General features: G+C 57.7%; 17 protein-coding genes and 1 pseudogene. 9 read left to right on the top strand and 9 right to left on the bottom strand.

Annotated features, from left to right (window positions below; all coding sequences use genetic code 11):
• Positions 1-742: 742 nt before the first annotated feature.
• Positions 743-4,090 (top strand): HYR domain-containing protein, encoded by a 3,348-nt coding sequence (locus QZ268_RS19945; RefSeq protein ID WP_295455950.1) that lies wholly within the window; start codon positions 743-745, stop codon positions 4,088-4,090.
• Positions 4,091-4,707: 617 nt separating this feature from the next.
• Here QZ268_RS19945 and QZ268_RS19940 read toward each other — a convergent pair.
• On the bottom strand, positions 4,708-6,024 hold the full coding sequence (locus tag QZ268_RS19940) for a PLP-dependent aminotransferase family protein (RefSeq protein WP_295455948.1): 1,317 nt from the start codon (positions 6,022-6,024) through the stop codon (positions 4,708-4,710).
• A gap of 93 nt (positions 6,025-6,117) precedes the next feature.
• Here QZ268_RS19940 and QZ268_RS19935 point away from each other — a divergent pair, with 93 nt between their 5' ends.
• The 4 genes and pseudogenes from QZ268_RS19935 to QZ268_RS19925 all read left to right on the top strand — a co-directional run bounded on the left by QZ268_RS19935 (position 6,118) and on the right by QZ268_RS19925 (position 8,326).
• On the top strand, positions 6,118-6,654 hold the full coding sequence (locus tag QZ268_RS19935) for a DinB family protein (RefSeq protein WP_295455946.1): 537 nt from the start codon (positions 6,118-6,120) through the stop codon (positions 6,652-6,654).
• A pseudogene (locus tag QZ268_RS20250) lies at positions 6,651-7,078 on the top strand (NAD(P)-dependent oxidoreductase); the annotation flags it as partial. The gene QZ268_RS19935 and the pseudogene QZ268_RS20250, both read left to right, overlap by 4 nt.
• Before the next feature lie 87 nt (positions 7,079-7,165).
• The gene (locus QZ268_RS20245) at positions 7,166-7,516 is read left to right on the top strand and encodes an NAD-binding protein (protein WP_349376567.1); all 351 of its coding nucleotides are present in this window, start codon (positions 7,166-7,168) and stop codon (positions 7,514-7,516) included.
• A gap of 177 nt (positions 7,517-7,693) precedes the next feature.
• On the top strand, positions 7,694-8,326 hold the full coding sequence (locus QZ268_RS19925) for a tyrosine-type recombinase/integrase (protein ID WP_295455944.1): 633 nt from the start codon (positions 7,694-7,696) through the stop codon (positions 8,324-8,326).
• Between the two features lie 298 nt (positions 8,327-8,624).
• On the opposite strand, the gene QZ268_RS19920 is transcribed toward QZ268_RS19925, so the two are convergent.
• From QZ268_RS19920 to QZ268_RS19905, 4 genes are read right to left on the bottom strand one after another with little or no spacing between them, the layout of a single operon-like run.
• The gene (locus QZ268_RS19920; RefSeq protein WP_295455942.1) at positions 8,625-9,587 is read right to left on the bottom strand and encodes a hypothetical protein; all 963 of its coding nucleotides are present in this window, start codon (positions 9,585-9,587) and stop codon (positions 8,625-8,627) included.
• A complete protein-coding gene (locus QZ268_RS19915; protein WP_295455940.1) occupies positions 9,588-10,115 on the bottom strand; it encodes a hypothetical protein in 528 nt (175 codons plus the stop codon).
• Positions 10,116-10,139: 24 nt separating this feature from the next.
• Positions 10,140-10,961, bottom strand: coding sequence for a hypothetical protein (locus QZ268_RS19910; RefSeq protein ID WP_295455938.1), 822 nt, complete (start codon positions 10,959-10,961; stop codon positions 10,140-10,142).
• Entirely contained in the window at positions 10,958-11,485 is a 528-nt protein-coding gene (locus tag QZ268_RS19905; RefSeq protein WP_295455936.1) for a hypothetical protein, read from the bottom strand. Before QZ268_RS19905 ends, QZ268_RS19910 begins: the two co-directional genes overlap by 4 nt.
• A 255-nt stretch (positions 11,486-11,740) precedes the next feature.
• Between QZ268_RS19905 and QZ268_RS19900 the strand changes: the two genes are divergently transcribed.
• Entirely contained in the window at positions 11,741-13,474 is a 1,734-nt protein-coding gene (locus tag QZ268_RS19900) for a LuxR C-terminal-related transcriptional regulator (RefSeq protein ID WP_295455934.1), read from the top strand.
• 950 nt (positions 13,475-14,424) lie between these two features.
• Here QZ268_RS19900 and QZ268_RS19895 read toward each other — a convergent pair.
• The 4 genes from QZ268_RS19895 to QZ268_RS19880 all read right to left on the bottom strand — a co-directional run bounded on the left by QZ268_RS19895 (position 14,425) and on the right by QZ268_RS19880 (position 19,100).
• On the bottom strand, positions 14,425-15,951 hold the full coding sequence (locus QZ268_RS19895) for a sulfatase-like hydrolase/transferase (protein WP_295455932.1): 1,527 nt from the start codon (positions 15,949-15,951) through the stop codon (positions 14,425-14,427).
• A complete protein-coding gene (locus QZ268_RS19890; RefSeq protein ID WP_295455930.1) occupies positions 15,948-17,534 on the bottom strand; it encodes a tripartite tricarboxylate transporter permease in 1,587 nt (528 codons plus the stop codon). The genes QZ268_RS19895 and QZ268_RS19890 overlap by 4 nt, the downstream gene beginning before the upstream one ends.
• Complete coding sequence (locus tag QZ268_RS19885) at positions 17,534-18,082, bottom strand: hypothetical protein (RefSeq protein ID WP_295455928.1); 549 nt, start codon at positions 18,080-18,082, stop codon at positions 17,534-17,536. Before QZ268_RS19885 ends, QZ268_RS19890 begins: the two co-directional genes overlap by 1 nt.
• A 70-nt stretch (positions 18,083-18,152) precedes the next feature.
• Positions 18,153-19,100: a tripartite tricarboxylate transporter substrate-binding protein gene (locus tag QZ268_RS19880; RefSeq protein ID WP_295455927.1), complete on the bottom strand. Its 948-nt coding sequence runs from the start codon at positions 19,098-19,100 to the stop codon at positions 18,153-18,155.
• Positions 19,101-19,208: 108 nt separating this feature from the next.
• Here QZ268_RS19880 and QZ268_RS19875 point away from each other — a divergent pair, with 108 nt between their 5' ends.
• Genes QZ268_RS19875 through QZ268_RS19865 form a run of 3 tightly spaced genes read left to right on the top strand, consistent with a single transcriptional unit; the run spans position 19,209 to position 21,458 of the window.
• Positions 19,209-19,700 carry a MarR family winged helix-turn-helix transcriptional regulator gene (locus QZ268_RS19875; protein WP_295455925.1) on the top strand — a complete coding sequence of 164 codons (492 nt, stop codon included), beginning with the start codon at positions 19,209-19,211 and terminating at the stop codon, positions 19,698-19,700.
• Between the two features lie 7 nt (positions 19,701-19,707).
• On the top strand, positions 19,708-21,147 hold the full coding sequence (locus tag QZ268_RS19870; protein ID WP_295455923.1) for a sulfatase-like hydrolase/transferase: 1,440 nt from the start codon (positions 19,708-19,710) through the stop codon (positions 21,145-21,147).
• Positions 21,144-21,458, top strand: coding sequence for an MBL fold metallo-hydrolase (locus QZ268_RS19865; protein WP_295455921.1), 315 nt, complete (start codon positions 21,144-21,146; stop codon positions 21,456-21,458). The genes QZ268_RS19870 and QZ268_RS19865 overlap by 4 nt, the downstream gene beginning before the upstream one ends.
• Positions 21,459-21,505 lie beyond the last annotated feature (47 nt).

Below are 21,505 nucleotides of genomic sequence, written 5' to 3'. Positions count from 1 at the left end.
ATTCGGCGCTCGGAAACCTGACGCCCAGAGAATTTGCTGAGAAAGGAACGATGGACAAACTGGCCGCGTAGGGCCATCAAACCAACCCCAAGGACTCTCCGCTAGGTGGAGGAAACTTGGGGCTCAGGTCAGAGGGAAAGGGGCTAAGTTTCGAACTTACCCGGCGGCCTTCATCAATCGCTAACATCTGCCAGAGTAGTACTCGGAACAAGACATCAAGTTCAGACTGGAGACCCTGATGAGGTTCAACTGGAGATTGGCTTCGACAGCTGCTCTACTTGCAGTGATGATTTTGCCAACACCTTCTCTGGCTTTCGAGGAGTTCGAAGCAAAGAATGACTCCTATGAGTTTGGTGATTGTAGGGTGGAGGTGGAGCTCTCTTTCGATCCTGACACTGCTTTAATCCGTTTGAGCGGGTTTCCTGACACCTACGCCAGCGCGACTTATTGGGAGTACGGTCGCCAAATCTCCTCCTCTCCGCCGATTTCCGAAACTGCGATCGCAGATTGTCTGAACATCGATAGCAGTGATGTGACGTTGACCAGGATGTGGGCAGTGGGGGCATCTTTTGCCGAAACGCGCGAAATGGGCTTCAGCTTTGAGCTGAAAAGGGATACGCTAGCAAATGCATCCGGGAACTATTACCGTGCCGGTTCGTATACTTATCACACGAACTATGTACTCGCCCTCCGGCTCGTCGATAACAACGCCCCAGTGCTTACGCCTCCTGCTACGCAAGCGGTGACAACCGACACAGGCAAGTCTGTTGCCGCGCTAGATGTAACAAATCTTGGCTCTGGTTTTGACGATATCGACAGTTTTGCCGACATTGTCTACCGGATCGGCACCACCACCCTGTCGGGCGTCTATGACTTTCCGATTGGAGAGACCACCGTGACCATGGATGCCACCGACAACGCCGGAAATGCTGCGACCCAGGTCAGCTTTACCGTGCGGGTCAGTGACGCCGAGGCCCCGGTGGTCACCGCCCCCGCCAATCAAAGCGCCAAAACAGCACTAGGCGGCAGTACAGTATCTTTGGATGTAACCAATCTGGGGTCAGTGGCTGACAATGTCGACAGTGACCTGCCCATCACCTACCGGGTTGGTGTTACCCCGCTGGACGGTGCCTATGATTTCCCGATTGGCGAGACCACCGTCACCATGGTGGCGGAAGATGCCGCCAGAAATGAAGCCGATATGGCCAGCTTCATTGTGACTGTTGTTGGCAATGCCGCACCTGTGTTGACGCCCCCCGGCGCCATTTCTGCCAATACCGATGCCGGTGAAAACACCCACACACGCGACGTGACAGAGCTTGGCTCGGTTAGTGATGATGCCGATAGCTCTCTCGCTATCACCTACCGGGTGGACGATACGGTCCTGAGCGGCGCCTATGCTTTTCCTGTCGGCGTCACCACCGTCACCATGGATGCCACGGACACGGATCATAATCCCGCCGCGCAGCAAAGCTTTGCCATTCGGGTCAGTGACGCCGAGGCCCCGATAATTACCGCGCCCGCCAATCAAAGCGCCCAAACGGTGCTGGATAGCAGCACCGTATCCCTGGATATCACCGGCCTTGGTTCGGTTTCCGATAACGTCGACAGTGTTATCACCATTACGTACCGGGTGAATGGTACCCTTCTGGACGGTGCCTATGATTTCCCGATTGGCGAGACCACCGTCACTATGGCAGCGGAGGATGCCGCCCGAAATGAAGCCGATATGGCCAGTTTCCTTGTGACTGTTGTTGGCAATGCCGCACCGGTGATCACCGCGCCGGACAACCAGAGCGTGACCGCCCCAACAGGGGTTGCCTCTGTCGCGCTGGATATCACCACGCTTGGCGCAGTTAGTGATGATGCCGATACTGGTCTTTCCATCACCTACAGCATCGAGGACAAGCCAGTCACCGGGTCTTATGACTTCCCCATCGGGGTCACCACCGTCACCATGGATGCTACGGACAGGGATCATAACGCAGCCGCACAGGCCAGCTTTACTGTCACCGTGTTGGATGCCGAGGCCCCACTGCTGACCGCGCCGGACAATCAGACCGCCCAGACCACGCTGGATGGCAGCACCGTTTCACTGGATGTCACTGGTCTTGGATCGGTGACTGACAATGATATCGGCAGCGATCTGGAGATCACCTATCGGGTCGGCGAGACTGTCCTCAGCGGCGCCTATGACTTCCCCATTGGCGTCACCACCGTCACCATGCATGCGGCAGATGCCACCGGTAATGCCGCCAGCCAGGCCAGCTTTACCGTTACCGTCTTTGGCAATGCCGCGCCGGTGCTGACAGCGCCAGACACCCAGACGGTGATTGCAGAGCTCAATGCCACCAGCGCCTCGCTGGATGTGACCGGCCTTGGCGCGGTCAGCGATGACGCCGACAGAGATCTGGTGATCACCTACAGGGTCGGCGATACGGTGCTCAGCGGCGCCTATGACTTCCCTATTGGCACCACAATCGTGACCATGGACGCCACGGATACAGACGACAATACCGCCGCTCAGGTCAGCTTTAGCGTTACCATTTCTGAACCCGATGTCTCGCCGCCCACCGCACCAACAGTCGCCAATATTGACGTTCTCCCTGATCAGCGCCTGATGGTGTCCGGCACCACCGAACCCGGTGCGCTGTTGACCATCACCTTCCCCGATCAATCGCAACAGCAGACAACCGCCTCGGGCGGCACCACCAACCGCGCCTTTGCCCGCGCCATAAGCAGTGCAAACATCAGCGCCGCAGCACCGGGCAGCTATTCGGTCACATCGGCAGCGGCCCAGCCCAGCGGAAATGTGCAGGTTACCGCAACAGACAGCAGCGGCAACACCTCGCTGGCGACCATTGCCAATGCCGACACAACTGCGCCGGATGTGGTAATCAGCGGTGGCCCCGCCAATGGTCAATCCGTCGCTCTTGGCTTTGATGTGACCGTGACCTTCAGCGAAACCGTCATTGGTTTTGACGCCACAGATATCACCGCGACCAATGCCACTGTGGCAAGCCTGACTGGGGCTGGAGCGGTCTATACCGCCCGCATCACCGGCACTGGAAATGGCGATATCAGCCTGCAGGTGCCTGCGGCCTCCGCCGAAGATGCGGCAGGCAACGACACCACCGCATCCAATACCCTGGTGATAACTGACACCACCGCGATCGAGACCCAGAAACAGATCGCGGGCTTTATGCAGTCGCGCGCCAATCAGCTGATCGCCAATCAGCCCGGCCTGAGCGGCTTCCTCTCTGGCGCCGGTTCCCCGCAGGGCAGCGTCGATGTTTCGGTCACCCGCGCCGTCGGCACCTTCAATATCGCCTCGCGCTCGGGTCAGCCGATCTGGTTCAACCTGAAAGGTAACTGGAGCGAGAACGACAGCGCGGAAACCCGATATGCCTTTGGCGTATTGGGCGGACATATCACGGTGAATCGACAACTGCTGATCGGTGCCATGCTGCAGTTTGATCACCAGTCACAAGACGACGGGGCAGCCTCTGTCAGCGGCACCGGTTGGATGGCCGGCCCCTATGTGGTGGCCCAGCTGCCCGCGCCGAACCTCTATCTGGAGGGCCGTCTGCTCTACGGTGAAACCTCAAACCGGATCTCGCCCTTTGGCACCTATGAGGATGATTTCGACACCACACGGGTACTGGCCCAGGCCAAGCTCTCGGGCACAGTCGACTACGGTCGCAGCCTGTTGACGCCCTTCTTTGACGTCTCTTATGCCAATGAAGAGCAAAAGGCCTATACCGACAGCCTCGGCAATCGGATCGGTGCCCAGAAGATCCACCTACGCCAAGCCGCCTTTGGCCTTGATGTCGCGCATCCGGTGACCGTGGCAAAAGGCAAGCTGGACCTGACTGGAGGCATCTCGGGGATTTGGTCCTCAACCAGCGGCACCGCAGTGGCACAAACAGTCATTCCATCCTACTCCGGCTGGCGCGCCGCACTGCGATTTGGTCTCGCCTATACCTGGCCCAATGGCGGTTTGCTCACAGGCGCTGCCGATTACGACGGGCTCGGCGCTGCGGGCTATGAAAGCTTCGGGCTCAACCTCCAGTACAGCTTCCGGTTCTGAGGCTCACAAATCAAAAAGGGCGGCCCAAAACAGGCCGCCCCTTTTGTTCGCTCCTAGGGGTGGGCTACGCAAGCACACATCAACGCCGGATATACTGTTGGCAAAAGTAAAGCCGCGACCCTGCAACTTGCGCGACCCTGGGCACAGCGAACCCTGATGCGCAGCACAGCATTAGGATTCGATCCAATAGAGTTCCAATGCCCGCTTTTACCAGTCTGGCCCAGCTCCCTCGCAGGCGCAGCTAAGGTCCGGTTTTCTCCCCTTGTGCCTGAGTTCCGGCCAATTCTGCACCAGGCATGAATGTCGTGAATGGGCTGGGAGCCGACCTCCTGGCGCTTCTAGGGGTGATCACTGACCAAGGCAGCCCCCCTCGGCTCGGATTCGACGGCAGCTATGCGCAGATAGCGACCTTTGCATAGTCGGCGGCCGTGGCCCAGGTTGCCATCAAACACGGCCCACTCCGGACCTTCGAGAGGTTCGGCCTCGCTGCGGCGCAGCTTGTCCGAAGCGGCCCTTCATGACATCGTGCAGCGAGACCGGATGGTCGGAAGTCTGCTGAGCGGACACACCTGCCGTTGCAACACCGGCAACAGAGGTCTGCTTTTCCAAGCCTCACCTCACATCTGTTGCAGCTTTGGTGCCTCAGATGCTGTTCGAGCGACTTCCTTTAAAGCATGTGTCCATGTTGTGATGTCTGGTGCAGAATAGGCAATCCGCACCCCAGATGGTGCGACACTTTTCCCCACAGAGAAGGCGCTTCCCGGTGCAACGGCAATCCCCAGATCGGCGCAGGCTGCGGTAAAACTCTCAGCCCGCCATGATGGTGGAAGGGACAGCCAACCATGCAGAGCTTCCGGTGAGCTGTTGTAGTCCAGCCCGGAGAACGCAGTCGATGCGATAGCGAACATTTCCTGCGCGTCCTGACGTTTCGTAGCCTCAACAGACGCGACCACCCCGTCCTCGATCCAGTGTTGCGCCAGCGCGACCGATAGCGACGGAGCCATCCAGCCACCCGAACGCAACGCTCGCGCAACATCTTCTTGGTACCGCGAGGGCGCTGCTATGATCCCTAAAGACAATCCGGGCATCAGACGTTTAGACAGGCTGTCGATCTGTACCACATGACCCGGAGCGAAAGACGCCAGCGGCAAGGTCGGTTTGAGGAAGCCGTAAACGCGATCTTCGATCGCTAACAGACCGTGTTTTTCCAATACGTCCGCAATTTCTTGCCTCCGCAGTGCCGACATGGTGCGCACCAAGGGGCTTTGCAGGGTTGGTTGCAGGTAGACGCCACACAGTCCGGTCTGCGCCGCGTGATTGAGTGCGTCCGGCTTCATACCCTCATCGTCCATCGGCAATGGTACCAATTCGATCCCCAGCATACGCGCGGCGGCAATTGCAAAGGGATATGTTAGGGCTTCGACGGCGATCCGCCCGCCACGGGGAGCCAGCGCAGAAAAACAAGCAGCAATTGCCTGCTTTCCGTTGCCAGACAACAGAATCTCGTTTGGCTGCACCTCGTATGGTGTGACGCTTGTAAGGTTTGCAAACACTGCCAAGCCTGAACCGCTCCCGCGGACAGATGGTGGCATGACGGCGCGTTCGGCAAGTCCGCTCCTAAAAAACCGCGCCGTCGAGGCCGCTATTTCTTCGCGGGACGGGGCCCCCAGCCGAAACATGATTTCGAGATCAATGCCGGTGCCTGATGGTTCTTGCAGAAGTGGATCAAGTGGAGCGAACCGGTTGGCCACAAATGTTCCGCGCCCAACCTCGCCCGTCACCAAACCTCTCCGCCGCAGTTCCGCATAGACACGGCTGGCGGTCGAAACCGCAATGCCCTCATCAAATGCAAATTCGCGTTGAGGCGGCAGGCGCGCGCCATATGGCAAATCTCCGGTCGCAATGTGCCCTGCGATCCGGTCTGCAATCTCCATGAATGGCTTCACTCTATATTGCTCCGAGGTCAATGTAATTCTTGCTCGGTGCATTATGCCTGTGTCAAACCCCTGCTATCAAGGAGTTTTTCTATGCCTGACTTATCTCTCACCCACAGAATGTCTGCCTATACTGCCTGGGCCGACGATGTGATGCTGAAGACAGCGCAACAGCTTTCGGAAGCCGAGCTCTCGGCCCCTCGCGATGCGCTCTTCAAATCAATCGCGGGTACGTTCGATCACACGCTTGTCGTCGCGGAAATGTTCAAAGCGCATCTGGAAGGCAGCACTCATTCACACACGGCGCGACACCGACCCGAAGCCCTGCCGTTCTCTGAGGTCGCGCAACGCCTTCGGTCGATGAATGATTACTATGTTTCATTAGCGCGAGAATGGACCAACGCGGAGCTGGCCGAAGTCATCACCTTTCAATTTGTCGGTGGTGGAGAAGGACAAATGACCCGCGAGGATATTCTGCTCCATCTGGCCAATCACGCGACCTATCATCGGGGGTTCGTCAGCACATTGCTATTTCCATTGAAAACAAAGGGTAGCGCAAGCGATCTGACCGTGTTCTTGCGAGACGTATGGCCCGACATGGCCGCTAAAATAAAGGAGACCGGACAATGACAAAAATTGCATGGATAGGACTTGGCGTCATGGGCTACCCGATGGCTGGCCATCTTGCCAAAGCCGGTCATGACGTCACTGTTTATAACAGATCGACCGCGAAGGCGGCGGCTTGGGCAAAGGAATTTGGAGGAAAGTCCGCTGCGACACCCGCTGCTGCGGCGACTGGTGCAGAAATCGTTTTTAGCTGTGTTGGCGCGGATAATGATCTACGTGGCGTGACAGTCGGACAGGATGGTGCGTTTGGCGCAATGTCGTCCGGTACCTATTACGTCGATTGCACCACGACGTCTGCTGATGTGGCACGCGAGTTAGCCAAACCCCTTCAAGAACGGGATGTCATTTTCTTGATGCACCCGTATCGGGCGGGCAATCCGGAGCCGAGAACGGCCAACTCACGGTCATGGTGGGCGGGGATCAATCGGCCTTTGATCATGTCGCCCCCGCCATTGACGCTTTCGCCCGCAAGATCACACGGATAGGCGATGTCGGCTCAGGCCAAACGGCCAAGATGGTAAATCAACTCTGCATTGCCGGGGTTGTTCAGGGCCTGGCTGAAGGCATGGCCTTGGCTAAAGCCGCGGACCTAAATATTCCAGCGGTCATGGAGACTATCGCGGAGGCTGCCGCTGGATCATGGCAAATGTCCAACCGTTGGAAGACGATGGCTGCCGGTGAATATGAGTTTGGTTTCGCGGTTGATTGGATGCGTAAAGACCTCGGCATTGCACTGCGAGAAGTCTCACGGCTTGGTGGCACAGCGCCTTTGGCCGCACTTGTTGATCAGTTCTACGCAGATGTGCAGCATGAGGGTGGCGGTCAATGGGATACATCAAGTCTTCTGACGCGCCTGCAACGGTAGAAGGTGGGAGTAACGCTTCGTCCGTAACCCTATCCGAAGAGGGCATTCGTGCATCGTCGGCATCGGTGACTCTGGGCTCACAACTAACCTCAGATGCGCCGCAGCACCTTGTGATATGCTGCTTTCGTCAACGTCGGGTTGTCGTTGGGATGGGCGTGGCGGATCGGAGGATCAGTTATGGAAACACCAAACCTACCTGCCATTCGCGCGCTTCGCCCTGCCTGGAACAAAGGCCGGATCGTCGGTCAGAAACGCCCTTTGAAGCCAAAACATGTCTGGGCGATCAGAGTTCGACTGGAGCTGGCCGAGAACCATCGCGATCTTGCGCTCTTTAATCTGGCCATCGACAGCAAGCTGCGCGGCTGCGATCTGGTAAAAATGAAGGTCGTCGATGTCATGGCCTCCGGCCAGATCAAGGAGCGCGCGTCGGTTCTGCAAAGCAAGACGCAGAAACCTGTGCGCTTCGAAATCTCGGAAGGAACCCGAGCCTCGCTCGTAAGGTGGATGCGGGAGCCGCTCATGGTCGGGTCCGAATACCTCTGGCCTGGGCGTTTTCACGAACGGCTTCACATCTCGACCCGCCAATATGCGCGGATTGTCCGTGACTGGGTGACGTCGATTGGTCTAGAGGCGAGCGCATACGGCACGCATTCGATGCGAAGAACCAAGGTGACGCAAATCTACAAAAAGACGGGCAACCTTCGTGCAGTCCAGCTGCTGTTGGGCCACACGAAGATGGACAGCACCGTCAGATACCTCGGCGTCGAGCTTGAAGATGCTCTTGCGATTGCAGAGGCCATCGAAATCTGAGAGCTTGGGCCGCCTTCGCGGGCGGCCCAAAGCCGACGTCCGTCGATTGGTCAAGGTGCTGCGGTGTGGCCTGTCAAAGCCGACTTTCGCTGCCGTGCCAAAATCCCGACTCAGTCGAACTCGCACATCGCGGATGCTTTGCACGTCCTCTGCAAATGCACCAATGACGGCTGTCGTGAAAAAACCGGCGCTACCGTTCTCCTCGCAATGGAACCTTGTCCCTTACTGATGGCGGTGGCCCGCCGCCGATACTATCTGCTGATGCGGGATGATGATCGCGGACATAGGGGATCGAGCCCTAATCATCTGGAGGCTCGCTGCAATCTGCAATGTCGGCGGGGCTTTGGGCTTTACGGATCAACCAAACCGGCCGTTCTATGCGCAGGTTTTGGTCCGCCGTGACGAGTCGACCGCGCAGGTTGAGATCTTCGTCGCATTGTAAGACAAGCGTGCGCATGGCGCCGTCACCAAAATCAAGCCCACCGGAATAGCTGCGAGGTGTTTCCCCTTGGCTGAGCAAAACGGTTTGCCCTTGGACGTTGAACGCAAGGGTATTGCGGCAATCTTGCGCGGTGACCCGACTGTCTGAAACCATGTAGTCGCCAATGGGCATGGCAAAGCCCACGGCCGTCCCCACACCCCGCCCGATATGTGCATCGAAATCGCCAACGCACCATTGAGCTATACCTTGCGGGTCGAGGTCCGTGTCAGGAGACGTGACCGTACCTGTCGTTGAGGGCGTGTCGGGTTGATTTGCCGTGGTCTTGCCTGTTGTAACCGTCAGCTCGCTCGACAGCGGCGCATCGGGCTCTTCGTCGCGCCTGGAGACGATGGTCAAATCCGGAACATCGATGACAATATCTCGCGGCGCCGGTTTGGTCACGATGGTCAGCTCCGGGACCTCAATGGTCATATCTTTGGGAATGGGCCGCGCCACAATAGTGAGGTCTGGTACGTTGATCACGATGTCCTGCGAAACGGGTTTGGCCGCAATGACGAGGTTTGGAGCATCAATGGTAATCTCCACCGATACAGGCCGCGCGATGATCGTCAGATCAGGCGCGTCTATCTCGATGGAACTCGCCCGATCGGGGATGACGGGTCGAGCGACAGGACGGGCCTCTAGGTCGCGGCGGTCTTGCGCATGTGCCGGCATCACCACGAGCGCCGAAAGGGGACTGAAAGTCAGCAATGCCACCAAAGGCAGCATACAGGATAATTGAGGTTTCACGCGACCTGGGTGGTGGAATGGGGAAGCCATTTAACCACCAAGTTTTGCGCAGCGTTGTACCGGCTGATCGGTGGAGCCATCAGGACGCATTTGACCTTGGGCCGATGGGCAACTGCCAACCTCTGCGGGCCGTATCGCAGTGCTACCTCTAACGAAATAGGGAGAGAAGGACGCGTCCACTGGCATCGCCTCACATCGCCAATATCCGTTCGTGTCGGAACTCTCTTTCAGATTTTCCGCCACATCGACATCATTAAGGACGATTGTGGCCTCTATGAAACCATCAGCAGTCTGGGGGCTGAACGTAGCACCATTCGGCACGAGGGTTACTTCCTTTTGGTAGGTGAATGGCGTGCCATCCCACTGAACAAAAACCATTTCGCAACGTACTTTTATGCCTGTGGTAATCGTACTCGGATCACCCTCTACAGCAACCCGCACATTGAACGATATATCAGCCCGCTCGACGATACCGGGGGGCGTGTCCTGGGCGCTGATGGGGGACGCAAGCATCCCGGTTGTAACGATAAGACCGAGAGTTTTGGATAATGGAGTCATGTTTCAAATTTCCATGTGATGGGGTCAATCGCAGACAGCGCGGCGCTCATTGAATAGTGAAAGCGTGAAAGGCGCAGCGGAGTAATCGGCGGCACTCAAGCGGGAGCTGATGTCATCACCCGGACTGCGCGAAGCCATATAGGGAACAGCGTTATATTTAGAAAGCCCTGCCAATATGGGCCACACGCAAGCGCAACTCGCCTCGGTGCCGCCACCGGATCGGCAGTACAAATCGAACAGCGACGCGAAGTCATCTATCTCCCATGCGGTGATGTCGCGGCCGTGGATACGGGCCAGTTCGGCCTCATAGTCCGCAGACAACGCACTGCGGTTGATGTCGGCTCGGCTTTCTGTCGCCGCTATGGCGCCTTGCTCTGCGGCACGTTCGCGGGCTTTGCGTGCCTCAACCAAGGCCGTGTAGCGGTTCATTTCAGCGATGGTCGCGCTGGGGCCGGTGATACGCGCATAAAGCAGTTGTTCCTCAATGGTGTCGCCTGTCTGGGGGATCGGTGGTGGGGCGTCCTGTGCGGATAATTCCAATTCGCCCGATGCGCATTGCAGCAACACGGATGTCATGTCCTGTAGCAGCACCGTCGCGGCCATCATTTTCTGTGGGTCTTGTGGCATTTCCCCCAAAAACATCGTGATCGCAGTCGATGCGAGCGGATGCTGATCTTCGGGTAGATTGACGCGCCAGTTGTCGAAGAGGCAACCGCAAATCGGGGCGTCATTGCCACCGTCCACGCAACCCGCAATAAAATCAGGCCGCAGTTCCTCTAGGCTTTGCGCAACAGCACCGAGTGGGGACAAGCCAATCGCAAGAACAAACATGACAAAACGGATCATTGAGAAGCGACCTTTTGCAGGGCTTCCATCATGCCACTTTTCATCATAGCGTCTTGGGACAATTGCTGCACGCCGCAGTCTTTGAGCAACGTCAAATAGGCCGAGCTTGGCGTGACGCTATCCATGTATTCAGGATGCTCGGTCATTGTCATGAAATTCAATTCAGGATTGTCCCTGAGATACTGTAACGACACCAACCCGCCTTGGGTGTAGGCTTTTAGATCGTCATAATTCCCGACGCCAGCTGTCTGGTCATACATGCAGCCAAAAGCTTCTTCATAAGCCTCAGACCAAGTAAAATCCGGGGCGTAATCGTTCAGCTCTGGTCGCGCACGGGTGAACAGCAAAAATGCCGCGACGGACAAATCTGGAAAAATGTTTTCCATTTGATCGAGGTATTCACCCCGGTTCATGTGCGCGGCATCAAACTTTTCAAGTTGTTCAATCAGATCAGAAAAATCTTCTTCTGCGTTGACGATAAAGGGGGCGAGAATGAGGCTGGTCGCCAAAAGAAAGGGTTTCATTAGGTCTCTCTTGTAAGGGGATAATAGTTAAAATCGGGGCACGCAAAGGCCGAGACGGGCAGAAGCATCAAAAAGCAAAAGAAAGCCGACCTAGTCACAGGAACTCTCCAAGCTGTTGCAAATTCGGGCAACGCGAGCACGATAACGTCTCTATGTTCTGTAGCATCCGTCATTTGACGTATGCGGACCAAATTATTATGATTTCCAGATAAATGATTTAGGTCTTAGCTTCAGTCTCTCACTCGAAAGCTCTCGATGTCCGCCTCTCACGACGACAAGTTCAATACGCCTGACCAGACGGCTATCCGTGTGTTGGGAGGGCTGTACGACATGGTCGCGGATGAGACCAACTTTGAGCCGATGTTTCACGCAATGGACGACTTCATTGACCAAGCACTGGACCTTCAGGAACCAGCCGCCTTACCTCCCGTCTGGCGCAAGGTTTTGGCCGAGCATTTCGAGAAAGCGGACCGGCTTTTTGATGTTGTGCAAAAAGATGAGCCTCCTACGGCTCAGGATTTTGTAGCCCGTCACACTTTGCCAGCCGCCGTGTTGGCGTCGGACGGGTCACTGTTGGCAGAAAATGAGGATTTCAGGGTTTTGGCCCGACGGGACGCCGGGCGTTCTTTGCAAGATTGCCTTGCCCACCCCAATGACCGCAAAAGGTTGCACGCGCTGTTGGGGCACGCGCAGGAAGGGCGACAGGCCTTGCTCACTTTCCAATTTGACGGATCTGACAAACCCTCTTCGTTTCTGGCACGCCGTTCCATACAATCAAACGATGCCTCACACGAGGTGATCCAACTGACATTGGTACACCCTTACTGGACCGGGCAGATCGAAGAGCTATTGCAATCCGCCTATGGGCTCACTGCCACCGAAATTGCCATCTTACGAGCTTTTGTGGCGTCAGGATCAGTTGCGGAAATCGCAAAGGCTCGTGGAAGGTCGATCCGGACAGTACGCACGCAATTGTCGCAGGTTTTTAGCCGCATTGGCGTCGATGGCCAAACGGAACTTGCTTTCTTCCTCTCGTCATTGGGGGTTTTGGCGGCCTCTACACCTGATAATTCCACTGAAGATGGATCGCGCGCTTTAGTGCAGCATGTGGCACGCAAGACACTTCAAATTGACGACCGCGTGCTTGAATACCTTTGCTACGGCCCTGAAACGGGGACACCGGTGCTTTTGATCCAGCCGACCCACCCGCCTGGACTGACGCCAGACTTGCGCGCCGCACTGGCAGCGGAGGGCCTTAGGATATTTGCCCCTCTGAAGCCCGGATCAGGCAAAACCACGTCGCAACCTGCTTCGCAAAGCATGCAAGACATGGTTCGGGACTATCAGTCGCTTCTGGACGCAGAGGGGGTCAGCAAGGCCATCGTGGCCGGGCAAGCGTCGGGGGGGCTATATGCATTGACCTTTGCCCGCCTTTTCCCCACCCGCACTGAGGCGGTTTTTCTCGTAGATACTGGCGTGCCATTTAAAGGGCGTGCCGAGATCATGGCCCTGCCGAAATCTATTAGCCGGACGTTCATCCCAGCACGCTATTTTCCCGAAGTTCTAAAACTGCCCCATCGTCTTATAGCCGCAAACTTCCATCGCTCTGCCAAGGGAGAGGCGCGTGTCATCGATTATTTTTTCGAAAGCAGTTCTCTGGACCGTGCGCTGACCCGTACTGATCCTAAGTATTATGACATCACGCGCGAAATCATTCGGTTTTCATTTGAATCTACCGACCGTCTGGTCAAGGACGTTTCACGCTGGGCAAGCGATTGGCAAGAACTCTTGGACAATGTCGCCAATACCCATCACATCCGGTTTTTCCACGGAGCGCAAAATACGATGTTTCTGGCTGAAAACATCCAAGCCTATATCGCACATCACGCGACGTGTGACGCGGTCCTGATGGACGGGTGCGCACAGCTGGCCAGCTTTCAGCGCCCCGCAGCCTTTGCAGCTGCCCTTGCCGGTCTAAAACACGCGTGACCGCCGCCTCGTGGCCAGGAACCCTGAACGATCATATGCAGAAGCCGTCGCAGCATGACGATTGCCTGCGATGTCAAACTGTTCCACGGTAGAGCGACTTCGGATTTGGCAAGGCGAGAACGGACACCTGTTCAGGCCCAATCGCGCCAGCCCAAATTTTCCCATTCAACGTAGGCCCAAGGGGCCTGAAGCTGCATATTTGGGCTTTTGTAGGAACGAAGCGCGTACATTTCACAGCGCCGGACGCTGCAAATACATGACCACGTTTTCAGCGGGGAACCGTTGTCAGAAACTCGCTTGTAGATCCCATCGAGAAACTCCCCCAAATCAAAGAAGCCTCTAATTCGCAGATCAGGCGTCAGCTCGAAAGTGTAGGGCCGCGCACCGCTTACAATGCCTTCCTTTTTAGAGGCCATCGAATTGAGCAGGTGATTGATGAATGTCCACTCTGGCGATCTTCAGATTTCCATGTCGCACCCGCAGCAAACGGAAGCTTTCCCGCCGTTCTGATACGGCCGTCGAGAACGGCCCATAGCCGCCGCCGGCCAGACCTCTAATCGCTGCGTTGCAGCTTCGCCGAAGCAGCCGTTGGACACATGGTGCAGCATTTTCGTTGGCTAGAGGGCAGCACTGCGGACTTTCCCGACATTGGTGTTTTGCCATGTTGCTGACGCAGCATTGTTTTGCAGTTGCGGCACAAGATACGCAGCGTCGCTGCAAATGTCGGCAGACCGGTCATCCCTAGGCACCGTTTTCGCCAGAACCAAGACCGCACTTTCGCCGCACGTTTTCCAGCCTCGAAAGCCCCGGACGGAGCTGAGCTTCGCGGCACAGTTTTCCGATGTCGGGCTGTCATCGTCAGATTCCAGCAGGCGCCATCAAAAACACCTGCCGTTGATGTTGAGTTGTTTTAGTTTTCTCCGTTCTGGGAAAGCCCTGGTCATAAACAGTCAAGCAGTGCCGACGGCCTCTTGGTTCGGCAGCATGTCATCGGGCCGTGTGGCGATATAGCTTTCCAGCAATGTGCGTGTCTCTGCCGAGGCCGGGTCATCAAACAGGTTTGCTTGCTCGCTCGGGTCGTTGACCAGATCATAAAGTTCACCTGCACCCGAATTCAGATCAATCGTCATCTTATGGGTCCGGGTGCGGACGGTCCTGAGTTCCAGCGCCACGCCCACGCGCCCCGAACCCAGGCCCCATTCATTGAGGGCAAATTCGCGGGTGGCATCAGCGTCCTCAAAAAGCGGGCGCAGGCTGTTGCCGTGCTGGGTCTGAAGCGGGGCCGCCTCTCCGTAGTCATAGAAGGTCGGACCCAGATCAAGGGTCGAGACCGGTTGATCGACCGAGACTCCCTTGCGGACCTCCGGACCGCGCACGATCATCGGCACACGCAGCAGGCCCTCGTAGTGCATCGGTCCCTTTAGGATCAGTCCATGATCGCCCAGCCAGTCGCCATGATCGCTGATGTAGATCACGATGGTGTTCTCATCCAACCCGGCCTGTTGCAAGGCGATCAGCATTCGGCCGACCTCGTGGTCGATATACGAAATCTGGCCATAGGTGTTGGCAATGATCTCGCGCAGTTGCTCGTCGGTTTGCGGCTGGATGCGGGAATACTGCTTGCGCACCTCGGCGTATTTCTTGTCTGCCGGTTCGCCCTCCATCGCGGCCTTGTGCCACCAGGGTTTGCCCTCGTAATTCCGTGTTCGATTTTCCGGCAGATCAACCTTGGCCGGGTCGTGCAGCCGCGACCATGGTTCCGGGCAATCAAAGGGATGGTGCGGATCGGGGAAGCTGACCCAGGTGCAAAATGGTTTTTCCTCGTCACGCCCGTCACCCAACCACTCGATGAACCGATCCGATGTCCAAGTGGTGTTGTGATACGCAGTGGGTAACTTGGAATGCCAGACCTGCGCGGCACCCTTGGTGTCGCCCGCGTTCTCCCACATCAGCTTGGTGCGCTCATCACCGCGCCCATCCGCGTGGTAGAAACGTTCATAATGTTGTCCCGCGGGCGGTTTTTCCGGGGCCCACCAGTTGTGGCCGACAAGCATCAATTCAAGGTGCTGGAAACCCATATAGGGCCCGTTCCACTCCTCGCCATATTGCGCGGACGAGCGCAGGCACTCGGGTGTGCCGGTGGGATCATAAGTGTGATAGGTCGAGAAATGCGCCTTGCCAAAAAAACTGGTCTCATAGCCCGCTGCTGCCATCGCTCCGGCCCAGCCTTTCTCACCTTTCTCGGGATTGAGATCGATGCCGTTGTCATGCACACCGTGGGTGCGACATAGCTGCCCGGTCAGGATCGACGCACGCGCCGGTTGGCATACGACTGACGGCGTAATGCAGGCGGTAAAGTGGGTGCCATCGGCAGCCAGTTGATCCAGATGCGGGGTTTTCACCTTGCGCCCCATGAAGCCGAAACAATCTGCGCGTTGCTGGTCAGCTGAAATCAGAAGGATATTGGGGCGGGTCATGTCTTGGCCTCTTTAGGTTTACGAAGGGATAGGACGATCACCATCACAGTAAGGATCATGAAGGCGATGGACACCGGACTGGCAAACAGGAACCAGGCATCGCCGCCGGTGGCCGCAAAGGCCTGACGGGCGCTCTCCTCGAGCTTGGCGCCAAGGATATAGGCAATGACAAACGGCAGCGGGGAAATCCCGAGACGGCGCATCAGGTAGCCGAGAACGCCGAAGCCGATGGTGAACCAGATCGCGGCCATGCGGGTTTCCTGCACATAGATCGAGGTCAGCGTCAGAAGCAGCACGACCGGCAAAAGGATGTGCTTCGGGATCCGGCTCATAAAGCCCATCGAGCGCATGAAGGCGCCGCCGATGGTCCAATTGAGCAGGTTGGCAATCATCATGCAGGTGAAAAGGCCAAAGGCGATCACCAGTTCAGGGTTCACCGCGTCCCCGGTGAAGCGGAACACCGATGGGCCGGGGTTGAAGCCGCCGATACTGTCTGCGGCCAAAATCAAGAACACCGCCGCCGCATTGCCCGGAATGCCAAGACTGAGCACCGGGATCAGGTTAGCACCGGACACGGACGAATTGGCGGCCTCTGTTGCGGCAATGCCCTCGGGAGCGCCATCGCCGAAGGCTGGCTTTCGACCCTTTCGCGCGTGGGCGGCACGGCCCGTGGTATACCCCAGCGTTGCCGCAAGGGTCGAGCCGATACCGGGCAGCGCGCCAATGACGGTGCCGATCACAGCCGAGCGCGTGATATAAGGCAGCAGACGACGAATATCGGCCCAGTGCAGTTTCTGATCGCCCTTCTGTTCAATGACGGTAATCGCACCGGATTTGCGGCTTTCCTGCCAGAGCTCTTCGATGCTTTTGAAAACCTCACCCAGGATCAACACACCCAGAACCACGGCGGCGATGGGGAAGCCCTGCGCCAAGGTCTGACTGCCCATGCTAAGGCGCGGATAGAAGTCCTCGCCGGTGCCGACATAAGCCGCCATCAGGCCAAGGCCGAGAGAGATCAGCCCTTTTCCTACAGAGCCACCTATTACGGCGGCTATGAAGGCCAGCGACAGGATAAGCAGCGCGGTTTTCTCCGGCAGGTCGAGGTAACGCTCGACCACTACGGCTAGAAACGGCGCGCAGAGGATCAGAACGATGTCTGAGAACGTATCCCCCGATGCGGATGAGAAATGCGCCACTCGCAGCGCCTTGCGCGCCTGTCCCTGCTTGGTCATCGGGTAGCCATCAAGCGTGGTCATATAGGCATCGGGTGTACCGGGCGTGTTGAACAGGATCGCAGGCACTGCACCGCCAATGGTGGCCCCTTTCATGATGCCCAAAAGGAACCCCATAACCGGCAACAGTGCGTCGGGTGAGAAGCCGAAAATTGAAATCAGGATCGGCAGGGCCACGGCCATGGCCATCGGTCCGGCCAACCCCGGCGTGGCCCCCACGGCGATGCCCATGAGGAACCCCATCAGGATCATCAGAACGGTGATCGGAATGGCGATGCCAAGGATCGTAAAGGCCTCAGGCCCCTGAAAAACCGCCTGAATACCCAACCAGACATAGTCAAACCAGCCCATTACACATCCCCGTTTGGCGGTAAAAGCAGATCATCGAACGGCAGATCATAGACCACGATCAGCGCGATGGCGGCGGCCAGCCCAACCAGCACGGCGCGACGCGTGATCCTGCCTTCGACAAGGGAGATCAGCGCGGCGATCATGCCCGCACCGCCGAGCAGGAAGCCGATGTATTTCCAAGGAGCCGTGTCGCGCAGGGGGCGATAGCCTTCTTCTGTGAGAAGGCTCGCAAGCGCCGGGCAAAGCCAGCGCATGATCGCGAAGCTGACCCCGACCGTGAGCAGCAGCATGGTGAGAAACCATAGGTTCCTGCGGGTGATGCGCCGCGCATTCTCAGGGCTTTCAAATAGCGCGACCAGAACGCCGCCCAAACCGATGAAACCCGCGGCAATCGTCGGGGCCAGCGCGTCACCGATGGTCACTTGCCTGCGGACCTTCTCGATCATGCCGGTGGTGACATCGGCAGGCACCCAGACTAGAGCGATCAAAAGGCCTGCGACTACGGCACAGAGCCCAAGAATCAGGTTTGCACGCTCAAGGGTCCGCATCGGGCACTCCACGCCGGTGGTGAAAAGAGAAGGGCCCCGCAGTGCGACGGCAGGGCCCGTTGACGTTGGTTTATTCAGATGCGGCCTTAAGCAGGGCGCCAGCGGCCTCGAAATCGCTTTCGATCAGGGCTTGCGCATCGTCACCGGTAATCACCGCAGGACCGCCAAAGGCCTTGGTGATCATGCCGTTCGATTTCATGCCGTCGGCTGAAATCACTTCGACAATCGCGGCTGCCAGCGCGTCGCGCGCTTCGGCGGGCATGCCACCCGGACCGATGATCAGGAAATAGCCGTCCGCGCTGAACTGCACCCCCAGATCGCCGAAGGTCGGCGCGTCGGGGGTCTGCTTCAGCGGCTCGGAAAGCGCCGAGGCAAGGTTGACCAGGTCTCCGACGGCGACGCCCTTGCCCTGGATGCCGGCCATGAAGCCTAGGTCGAGGTCTCCGGCATTGACGCCGTTCATCACGCCCTTGCCGCCTTTGACGTTGACGATGTTGAACTCAACCCCCTGCGCCTTGCCCAACAAGTATGCCAGATCTGCCAACTTGGGGCTCATCGCGCCGAAACGGAGCGGGCCTTCTTTAGCGGCAGCGATCATGTCGTCAAAGCTTTTCCAGCCTTTGTCGGTTTTCGAAACCACGCCCATCTGGAACCCAGCGGTGGTGGTGATGGCGGTGTAGTCCGACGGCGTCACGCCTGCATCTGCGACCTTCATGTTATAGCCCATGGCCTCGGTCACAACCATGCCGATCACAGAGCCGTCGTTGGGTTGATCCTTGAGCGCCATGACAAGGTTCATGCCGCCTTTACCGGTGACTTGCTCGGGGATGAATTGCCAACCCATCTTAGCTTCCAGATCTTCCGCGATCAGGCGCGCCTGGGTATCGGCGCCGCCCCCGGCCTTGAAGGCGATCATAAGCTTAATCGGCCCCGGTGGGGTCCAGTCGGATGCGAATGCGCCAGTGGACATTGCGGCAAGGCTGGCGGCAGCTACAGCCGCCTTGAGAATACGTTTCATGGTTTCCTCCCTGGATTTACTCGCAGTCACGCACAATCATGTTGATCGGTCAACAATAAAGTTGACGAGACAACCATTTCGCGAGATGGTGAAAGAAAGGAGAAGCGCATGAATACCGCCCTCACAAGATCAGTCGAGGCAGACGCCCTGCAGGAAGATCTTCCGCTGCACCAATACCTGACCTTCCGCCTGTCGCGCGTGCAGGCGAAACTGAATGCACAGGGCGCGCGTGTGCTTATGGACGCAGCGGGTCTGACGCTGGCTCAGTGGCGGGTTGTCGCGCTTGTCGGGGCTGCCGGGAAGACCAGACTTTCAGATCTGGCGCGCATTACAGCGCTGGACAAGGGGTTGCTTAGCCGAAACGTAAAAACCCTCGCAAAACAAGGTCTTATTACGTCAACTCCCGATAGCTTCGACCACCGCGTACAGCACCTGACACTCAGCGAACAGGGACGCGAAATTTTCGACCGCGCCCTTCCGGTCACCCGCCGCCGCCAAGACCACCTGCGGGCCGGGTTGACACCGGAGGAAATCGACGCCTTCCGCAAAGTTCTCGACAAGCTCGAGTTCGCCGCTGAGAAAACGGATTTTATGGAGTGACACCGGCATGAGCCAATCAAACCTTCTGATCATCATGTCCGACGAACATCAGGCCCGCGCCATGGGCTGTGCCGGGCATCCTTTTGTTCAGACGCCGAACCTTGATGCACTGGCGGCGCGCGGGGTTCGCTTTGCCGACGCCTACACGCCCAGCCCGATTTGCGTGCCCGCGCGGGCGGCCTTTGCCTCGGGGCGCTATGTCCATGAGAATCGGCTCTGGGACAACGCCATGCCCTACACGGGTGAGCCCAAGGGATGGGGTCATACATTGCAGGGCGCGCATATCCCGGTCGAAAGCATCGGCAAGCTGCATTACCGCTCTGACGAAGATCCCGCAGGCTTTGATACCGAGCATATCCCGATGCAGGTGGTGAATGGTGTCGGCATGGTCTGGGCCTCGATCCGCAAGGAAGACGAACGCGTCGGCCCGCCCGGAGGCGGCCGGATGCTGGGCGAATATATCGGCCCGGGTCAGTCGAAATACATCGAATACGATGCCGCCGTAACGGAACGCACCCGCCAGTGGTTTGCCGACCGCGCCGCCTCTGGCGACGACAGGCCCTGGTGTCTCTATGTTGGGCTTGTCGCTCCGCACTTCCCCTTGATCGTGCCGCAGGAATTTTATGATCTCTATCCGTTGAACAGCCTGCCGCCGGTGAAACTCCACCCGGAGGATGGCCACCCCCGGCACCCTTGGGTCGAGAAACAGAACGCCATGATGGACAGCGAAGCCCGCTTCGAGGACAACGAAGAGCGACTAAAGGCGATGGCCTCCTATTACGGGTTGTGCTCTTGGCTCGACCACAATGTCGGGCAAATCATGGCGTCGCTTGACGAAGTAGGATTTGGCGATAACACCACGGTGATCTACACCTCGGACCATGGCGACAATGTCGGCGCACGTGGCCTTTGGGGCAAATCGAACCTCTATCAAGAAAGTGTCGCCGTTCCAATGATCATGGCTGGGCCTGACGTCGCGCCAGGGACCTGCGACACGCCGGTGTCTTTGTTGGATATCTCGGCCACGGTGCCTGACCATTTCGGCCTTTCGTTTAACGGGGATGGCGCATCGCTCCATGCCATCGCGACCAGCGATGATGACCCAGGCCGCCCGATCCTGAGCGAATACCATGCCGCCGGAGCGGTGTCCGGTGCCTTCATGCTGCGCAAAGAGCGGTGGAAGCTGAACTACTATGTCGGTTTCCCGCCCGAGCTTTTCGATATGCGAGGTGATCCAGAAGAGCTGACCGATCTGGCGGGAGATCCTGCCTATGCCGCCAAACTGGCCGAGATGGAGGCGGCGCTGCGGGACATACTTGATCCCGAGGCCGTAGATGCGCAGGCATTCGCCGATCAGGCTGCGTTGATCGAACGTTTGGGCGGACGCGACGCCGCCCTGAAGCTTGGCGCACCCGGCGCAACCCCACCACCAGAGGCGAAGAGATGAAGCTCACCATTCTTGGATCAGGTTCGCCCGAAGCCTACGCGCGCCGCGCCTCGTCAGGATACCTTCTTGAAGTCGGCGAGGATGTTATCTTGTTTGATTGCGGCGGCGGGGTGTTTGACAACTTGCTGCGCTCCGGGCGCAAACCCTCCGACATTACGCATCTTTTTTTCACCCATTACCACAGCGATCACATGATGGATTATGCGAGACTGGTTCATGCGGCGGTGGATTCACAAACGAAGTGCAAATTCTTTACTAAAACAGAGAGTTGCACGGAGGATGAAGAATGGGAACCCACTACTGTCACCTGAAGCTGGACGAACGTCGCAAGCTTGCAAAGTGGCTTGAAGCCAAAATG

The organism is uncultured Pseudophaeobacter sp., from assembly GCA_905479575.1.
Lineage (GTDB): Bacteria > Pseudomonadota > Alphaproteobacteria > Rhodobacterales > Rhodobacteraceae > Pseudophaeobacter.
The sequence above is the reverse complement of the archived record's forward strand: the minus strand, read 5'-3'. Positions and strand labels throughout refer to the sequence as shown.

Bases quoted from the DNA above. Each gene is read 5' to 3' on its own strand.
- QZ268_RS19915 (WP_295455940.1), bottom strand. From the start codon at position 10,115: ATGACTCCATTATCCAAAACTCTCGGTCTTATCGTTACAACCGGGATG.
- QZ268_RS19870 (WP_295455923.1), top strand. From the start codon at position 19,708: ATGAGCCAATCAAACCTTCTGATCATCATGTCCGACGAACATCAGGCC.
- QZ268_RS20245 (WP_349376567.1), top strand. From the start codon at position 7,166: ATGGTAAATCAACTCTGCATTGCCGGGGTTGTTCAGGGCCTGGCTGAA.
- QZ268_RS19885 (WP_295455928.1), bottom strand. From the start codon at position 18,082: ATGCGGACCCTTGAGCGTGCAAACCTGATTCTTGGGCTCTGTGCCGTA.
- QZ268_RS19905 (WP_295455936.1), bottom strand. From the start codon at position 11,485: ATGAAACCCTTTCTTTTGGCGACCAGCCTCATTCTCGCCCCCTTTATC.
- QZ268_RS19880 (WP_295455927.1), bottom strand. From the start codon at position 19,100: ATGAAACGTATTCTCAAGGCGGCTGTAGCTGCCGCCAGCCTTGCCGCA.
- QZ268_RS19900 (WP_295455934.1), top strand. From the start codon at position 11,741: ATGTCCGCCTCTCACGACGACAAGTTCAATACGCCTGACCAGACGGCT.
- QZ268_RS19925 (WP_295455944.1), top strand. From the start codon at position 7,694: ATGGAAACACCAAACCTACCTGCCATTCGCGCGCTTCGCCCTGCCTGG.
- QZ268_RS19920 (WP_295455942.1), bottom strand. From the start codon at position 9,587: ATGGCTTCCCCATTCCACCACCCAGGTCGCGTGAAACCTCAATTATCC.
- QZ268_RS19940 (WP_295455948.1), bottom strand. From the start codon at position 6,024: ATGGAGATTGCAGACCGGATCGCAGGGCACATTGCGACCGGAGATTTG.
- QZ268_RS19890 (WP_295455930.1), bottom strand. From the start codon at position 17,534: ATGGGCTGGTTTGACTATGTCTGGTTGGGTATTCAGGCGGTTTTTCAG.
- QZ268_RS19865 (WP_295455921.1), top strand. From the start codon at position 21,144: ATGAAGCTCACCATTCTTGGATCAGGTTCGCCCGAAGCCTACGCGCGC.
- QZ268_RS19875 (WP_295455925.1), top strand. From the start codon at position 19,209: ATGAATACCGCCCTCACAAGATCAGTCGAGGCAGACGCCCTGCAGGAA.
- QZ268_RS19895 (WP_295455932.1), bottom strand. From the start codon at position 15,951: ATGACCCGCCCCAATATCCTTCTGATTTCAGCTGACCAGCAACGCGCA.
- QZ268_RS19935 (WP_295455946.1), top strand. From the start codon at position 6,118: ATGCCTGACTTATCTCTCACCCACAGAATGTCTGCCTATACTGCCTGG.
- QZ268_RS19910 (WP_295455938.1), bottom strand. From the start codon at position 10,961: ATGATCCGTTTTGTCATGTTTGTTCTTGCGATTGGCTTGTCCCCACTC.